The sequence below is a fragment of the Burkholderia sp. HMSC10F09 genome, assembly GCF_001806955.1.
GTDB lineage: Bacteria > Pseudomonadota > Gammaproteobacteria > Burkholderiales > Burkholderiaceae > Burkholderia > Burkholderia multivorans.
In genome coordinates, this window is record NZ_KV786822.1 from 53609 (window position 1) to 59993 (window position 6385).

A 6385-nucleotide genomic window follows, 5' to 3' on the forward strand; every position below is an offset into this window, starting at 1 on the left:
GGGGCGAACGACCTCGACTGCGCGCGGCGGTCATGTTGTAATCGCGCGCAACGACCGCCCGGGCCAAGACACCGGCGGTTCCGCCGGTTCCTTCCTCGAGAGGTCGATTCATGTCCCCCGTATCGGCATTCAAGCTGATTCTGTTGTCATTCCTTGCGATCGTTGCGCTCGAATACGCGGCGAAGCGGCTGCGGCTGCCGCCGGCGGCCGCGCTGCTGGTCGGCGGCATCGGCATCGCGTTCATTCCGGGCCTGCCGCCGATCAACCTCGATCCCGACCTCGTGCTCGTCGTGTTCCTGCCGCCGCTGCTGATGGACGGCGCGTACTTCTCGGTATGGCAGGAGTTCAAGCGCAATGTCGGCGGGATCCTGCTGCTCGCGATCGGCGCGGTCGCGTTCACGACGTTCGCGGTCGGCGTTGCCGTCCACTGGGCCGTGCCGTCGCTGCCGTGGGCCGCGTGTTTCGCGCTCGGCGCGATCGTCTCGCCGCCCGACGCGGTGGCGGCGAAAGCGGTGCTCGAGCGCGTCGCGCTGCCGCGCCGGCTGATGGTGCTGCTCGAAGGCGAAAGCCTGCTGAACGACGCGGCGGGGCTCGTGCTGTTCCGCTTCGCGGTGGCCGCCGCGCTGACCGGCGCGTTCAGCCTGCAGCATGCGGTGGTCGGCTTCGCGGAGCTCGGGCTCGGCGGCGTCGTGGTCGGCTTCGTGATCGGCCGGCTCGTCGTGTGGTTCCTGAAGCTGCTCGACGACGACTATCTCGTGATCACCGTCGCGGTGCTCGCCGGCTGGATCGCCTATATCGCGGGCGAAATGGTCGAGGTGTCGGGCGTGATCGCGACCGTCACGGCCGGCATGATCGTCGGCTGGCATCAGCACGAGGTGTTTTCCGCGGCGGTGCGCACGCGCGGCACGGCGTTCTGGCAGGTGATCGTGTTCCTGCTCGAGGCGCTCGTGTTCGTGCTGATCGGCCTGTCGCTGCGCGGCGCGATGCTGCGGCTCGGCGGCCTCGACCAGGTGCTCGCGACGATGCTGCCGCCGGTCGGCGCGGTACTGGCCGCGGTCGTGCTGTCGCGCTTCGTCTGGATCTATGCGGTCGAAGCGCTGAAATGGCCGGTGCGCGGCATCATGCGGCGCGGCGACGGGCCCGACTGGAAAGCGGCGACCGTGATGAGCTGGGCCGGGATGCGTGGCGTCGTCACGCTCGCGATCGCGCTGTCGTTGCCGGACGCGATGCCGGGCCGCGACGTGATTCTCGTCGCCGCCTTCGCGGTGATTCTCGTGACGGTACTGCTGCAGGGCACGACGATCGGGCCGCTGATCCGGCTGCTGCGGCTGCCGCAGCGTCACGAGCGCGCCGCGCACCACCTGAGCGAGCCGCAGGCGTGGGCACGCGTCGAGGCCGCGCAGCTCGCGGCGATCCAGCCGCTCGTGCGCGACGAGAACGGGGTCGTGATCCATCCGCGGCTGCTCGAACAGTACACGTACCGCGCGGCGCTGACCGAGCGGCTGAAGGACGAGCCCGAGTTCCCCGCCAGCGCACGGACCGCGCACTACGACGTCGTGCTGGCCGCGATCGCGGCCGGCCGCGCGGAACTGCTGCGCCTGCATCGCACGGACCGCATCCACGACGAGATGCTGCATGCGCTCGAACGCGATCTCGACCTGCAGGAAGTGGCCGCCTATCACGCGCGCGGCTGATTTGCCCTCGGACGCACGCGCCGTTGCGGCTGGGCCTCGGGGCGCCCGTGCGCCTAGTCGCACCGCCCGCCGCACACGCGCGCCGGCGACCCGGAAATGATCCGATTTATTCGATTCCGACTGCTTCCGCTCATTTGACAAAGCTGAATCATTCCGAGATAGATGCTGTGCTCTAATTTCATTTAGAATCAGCCGGTTATGTTTATTGAGAGAAAGTGTGCGGAGGTAATGCGGGCGTCGACGGGGAAAATCGACGACCGAAAGCCCCGCCCACTAAGGCCGGCGGGCCAGGCTGGCGAAATCGGGCGGCATTTTCCGTCCGAAAAATAAGATAGCGTCCAGGTCGGATAAACAACGTATATGAAAGAATCGATTGGAGATTCGGCATTTGAAACGGTATTTATGAAAGAATCGAGCGGTGAAAGCGCGTCGGATTGTCTCCAATCCGGTTTATCGGTGCTGCTCGTCGACGATCAGCCGTTCGTCGGCGAGGTGATCCGTCGCGCGCTGCGCAGCGAACACGACATCGACCTGCATGTGTGCACCGACGCGCACCGGGCGCTGACGGTCGCGCGCGACGTGAAACCCACGGTGATCCTGCAGGATCTCGTGATGCCCGAGATCGACGGGCTCGATCTCGTGCGCGCGTGGCGCGCGGACGCCGACACGGCGCGCGTGCCGATCATCGTGCTGTCGGCGAAGGAGGAGCCGATCGTCAAGCGCGAAGCGTTCATCGCCGGCGCGAACGACTATCTGGTGAAGCTGCCGGACGCGATGGAGCTGACGGCGCGGATCCGCTATCACTCGAATTCATACCTGATGTCGCGGCAGCGCGACGAGGCGCTCGACTTTCTGTCGCACGACATGCGCTCGCCGCAGACCTCGATTCTGGCGCTGCTCGACGTCTATCGCGCCGAGCACGGCGACATGCCGGCGATCATGGAACGCATTGCCGGCCATGCGCGGCGTGCGCTCGCGCTCGCCGACGGCTTCATTCATCTGACGCGTGCGCAGTCGGAACGGCGCGCGCACGAACTCGTGAGCCTCAACGAGATCGTGCTCGATGCGGCCGACCAGTTGTGGGAGAAGGCGAACGGCTTCGGCAGCCGCGTCGTCGCGCACGTGCCCGACACGGATTGCATGACGATGGGCGATCGCATGATGCTGACGCGCGCGGTCGCGAACCTGATCGACAACGCGCTGAAATACGGTCCGGCCGGCACCGACGTGCACTGCACGCTCGCGGCCGACGACGGCGCGTGGCTGATCGGCGTCGAGGATGCCGGCCCCGGCATCGCGCCCGAGCAGCGCGCGGCCGCGACCGAGTCGTTCGTGCGGCTCGAATCTGCGCACGGCGCCGCGCGCAGCGGATTCGGGCTCGGGCTCGCGTTCGTGCGCGCGACCGCCGCGCGGCATCGCGGCCAGATCCTGATGCGCAATTCGGCGCGCGGCTTCATGGTCGCGCTGCGCCTGCCTGCGCAAGCGCAGCGGTGATGGACGGGCGCGGCCTGCCGATGCCGTGCCGACCCCGATGCGTTCCCGGCGTGCCCAGCGGCGCGCTGGCGAGCGCGGATTTTTTTCAACGCAGTTATCAGAAAGCCCATAACCAACATGGCCACCGTGACGCCCCGCGCGACCAATGAAAGCCTGCCCCCGACGATCGGCGCCGTGCGGCTGACGCTCGGCAACCGCATCCTGCTCAGCTTCGGCGTGCTGTTCGTGCTGATGCTCGTGACTGCCGGCGTGTCTTACGAGCGCCTGCGCGCGATCAACACGGAAGCCGTCAGCATCGAGCGCGACTCGCTGCCCGGCGTCTATCTCGCGGCGTCGCTGCGCGGCTTCGTCAACGAGACGTTCATGGCGCTGCAGCAGGCGACCTTCGTCGATACGGATAGCGAATCCGTGCATCGCGATCTCGCGCGCGTCGCCGACGCGACGAAGCAGATCGACACGCTGTCGGCCGACTATCAGGCCACGACGTTCCGCGACGACGATCGCGCGCGCTTCGTCACCTTCCGCGCGGCGTACGACCGTTATCTGCCGCTGCTGAACGACGCCGCGCAGAAAAGCCGGTTGTCGCGCGACGATGCGGTCGCCGCCTACGCGAAGGTGCTGCCGGCATGGACGGAGACGGTCCGCTACGCCAATACGCTCGTGCAGGAGAACCGCAAGTTCGCGGACGAATCGGCCAAGCAGATCCGCAACTCGGTGCAGGACACCGAGATCGTGCTCGCGGCCGCGCTCGGGATCGTGCTGCTGTCCGCGCTCGCGCTCGGCTACGGCCTGTACCGGACGATCACCGTGCCGATGGCGCGGCTCGTCGAGGTGCACGACGTGATGCGCACCGGCAATCTGACGCAGCGCCTGAACCTGAAGCGGCGCGACGAGTTCGGCACGCTCGAGACCGGTTTCAACCGGATGGCGGACGAGCTGACGGAGCTCGTCGCGCGCGCGCAGCAGTCGTCGCTGCAGGTGACGACGTCGGTGGCCGAGATCGCCGCGACGTCGCGCGAGCAGCAGGCGACCGCGAACGAGACGGCAGCGACCACGACCGAGATCGGCGCGACGTCGCGCGAGATCTTCGCGACGTCGCGCGATCTGCTGCGCACGATGAACGAAGTGGCCGGCGTCGCCGAGCAGTCGGCGACGCTCGCGGGCGTGAGCCAGAGCGGGCTCACGCGGATGGGCGAGACGATGCGCAGCGTGATGGACGCGGCCGGCTCGGTGAACGCGAAGCTCGCGATCCTCAACGAGAAGGCGCTCAACATCAACCAGGTCGTCGCGACGATCACCAAGGTCGCCGATCAGACGAACCTGCTGTCGCTGAACGCGGCGATCGAAGCGGAGAAGGCCGGCGAATACGGGCGCGGCTTCGCGGTCGTCGCGACCGAGATCCGGCGCCTGGCCGATCAGACCGCGGTCGCGACCTACGACATCGAGCAGACGGTGAAGGAAATCCAGTCGGCGGTGTCGGCCGGCGTGATGGGGATGGACAAGTTCTCCGAAGAAGTGCGGCGCGGGATGCTCGACGTGCAGCAGGTCGGCGGACAGCTGTCGCAGATCATCGCCGAAGTGCAGACGCTCGCGCCGCGCTTCCAGATGGTCAACGAAGGCATGCAGACGCAGGCGAACGGCGCCGAGCAGATCACGCAGGCGCTGTCGCAGCTGTCGGAGGCCGCGCAGCAGACGGCCGAGTCGCTGCGTCAGTCGTCGCAGGCGATCGACGACCTGACGCTCGTCGCAAACCAGCTGCGCACGAGCGTGTCGCGCTTCAAGGTCGACGCGTGACGCGCGCGGAATCGCAGAACGGCGCACACGCGCTGTTCCTGATGTTCGAGCTCGACGGCGAACGCTACGCGCTCGACGCGGCCGGCATCGACGCGGTGCTGCCGCTCGCAACGGCGAAGGGCGTACCGGGCGCGCCGGACTGGATCGCCGGGCTGCTGATCCACGACGGCGAGCCGGTGCCGGTGATCGACGTGCCGATGCTCGCGCTCGGGCGGCGCGCGCATGCGCTGCGCTCGACGCGGCTCGTGATGGTCCGCTATCGCGGCGCGGCGGCCGACGACGGGCGCCGCATCGGGCTGATCGTCGAGCGCGCGACGCAGACGATGCGGATCGACCGCGCGGCGTTTCGCGCCAGCGGCATGACGACGCCGCGCACGCGCTGGCTCGGCAGCGTCGCCAGCACGCGCGACGGCATCGTGCAGCTGGTGTCCGTCGCCGATCTGCTCGACGACGTCGCGCGCCTGCATCTGTTCGACGGCCTGTCGGGCCGCGAGGAGGACTCCGCATGAGAGATTTCGATTCGCGCTTTCGCGGCTGGCTGCTGCGCGAGACGGGCATCGATCCCGATTCGCTCGGCAACGACTTCCTGATCCGCGCGGTGACCGAGCGCGTGCACGCGTTGCTCGCCGCGGACGGCGAACGGCTGCCGTCCTCGGTGCGGCCGCCCGTGACGCCCGAGGCGCTCGACGCGTACTGGCAGCGGCTCAACGGCTGCGCCGACGAGCGGCGCGCGCTGATCGAGCTGTTCGTCGTGCCGGAGACGTGGTTCTTCCGCGATCGCGAGGCATTCGCGACCGTCGCGCGGCTCGCGGTGCAGCGCGTCGCCGCGTCGCCGTCGCGCGTTGTGCGTGTGCTGAGCGCGCCGTGCTCGACGGGCGAGGAACCGTATTCGGTCGCGATGGCGCTGCTCGACGCCGGGCTCGAACCCGACGACTTCGCGATCGACGCGATCGACCTGAGTGCGCGTGCGATCGAGCACGCGCGCGTCGGCAGCTATGGACGCAACGCGTTTCGCGGCACGACGACCGACTTCCGTGCGCGCTATTTCACGCCGGCCGCGGACGGCTGGGTGCTCGACGAGCGCGTGCGCGCGTGCGTGCAGTTCCGTCAGGCCAATCTCGTCGAGCCGCTGTCGGATACCGGCATCCGCTACGACTTCGTGTTCTGCCGCAACGTGCTGATCTATTTCGATCGCGAGGTGCAGGATCGCGTGATCCGTTCACTCGACGCGTGCATGACCGAGGACGGAATGCTGTTCGTCGGGCCGGCCGAAACGGGCGTCGCGATGCGGCACGGCATGCGTTCCGCGCGCATTCCGCTTGCGTTCGCGTTTCATCGCAAACGCGCGGGCGCGCCCGCGGACGGCTGCGCGACGCGGCGCGCGACGCCGATGCCGGCGGCCG

At 68.4% G+C, this 6385-nt stretch carries 5 protein-coding genes; all 5 read left to right on the top strand.

Translation table 11 applies throughout. The features are described from left to right. Positions 1-110 precede the first annotated feature (110 nt). Positions 111-1694 carry a Na+/H+ antiporter gene (locus tag HMPREF3115_RS20970; RefSeq protein WP_006404213.1) on the top strand — a complete coding sequence of 528 codons (1584 nt, stop codon included), beginning with the start codon at positions 111-113 and terminating at the stop codon, positions 1692-1694. Positions 1695-2054: 360 nt separating this feature from the next. Beyond that, a complete protein-coding gene (locus HMPREF3115_RS20975) occupies positions 2055-3188 on the top strand; it encodes a hybrid sensor histidine kinase/response regulator (RefSeq protein WP_059940382.1) in 1134 nt (377 codons plus the stop codon). Between the two features lie 117 nt (positions 3189-3305). Beyond that, on the top strand, positions 3306-4982 hold the full coding sequence (locus tag HMPREF3115_RS20980; protein ID WP_070555872.1) for a methyl-accepting chemotaxis protein: 1677 nt from the start codon (positions 3306-3308) through the stop codon (positions 4980-4982). After that, positions 4979-5491, top strand: a complete 513-nt coding sequence (locus HMPREF3115_RS20985) for a chemotaxis protein CheW (protein WP_059940384.1) — start codon at positions 4979-4981, stop codon at positions 5489-5491. The genes HMPREF3115_RS20980 and HMPREF3115_RS20985 overlap by 4 nt, the downstream gene beginning before the upstream one ends. After that, positions 5488-6385 (top strand): CheR family methyltransferase (locus HMPREF3115_RS20990; protein ID WP_141751711.1); only part of this gene is annotated, 898 nt, incomplete at its 3' end. The genes HMPREF3115_RS20985 and HMPREF3115_RS20990, both read left to right, overlap by 4 nt.

Excerpts from the sequence above, each read along its gene's own strand:
- HMPREF3115_RS20970 (WP_006404213.1), top strand. The coding sequence starts at position 111 with ATGTCCCCCGTATCGGCATTCAAGCTGATTCTGTTGTCATTCCTTGCG.
- HMPREF3115_RS20980 (WP_070555872.1), top strand. The coding sequence starts at position 3,306 with ATGGCCACCGTGACGCCCCGCGCGACCAATGAAAGCCTGCCCCCGACG.
- HMPREF3115_RS20975 (WP_059940382.1), top strand. The coding sequence starts at position 2,055 with ATGAAAGAATCGATTGGAGATTCGGCATTTGAAACGGTATTTATGAAA.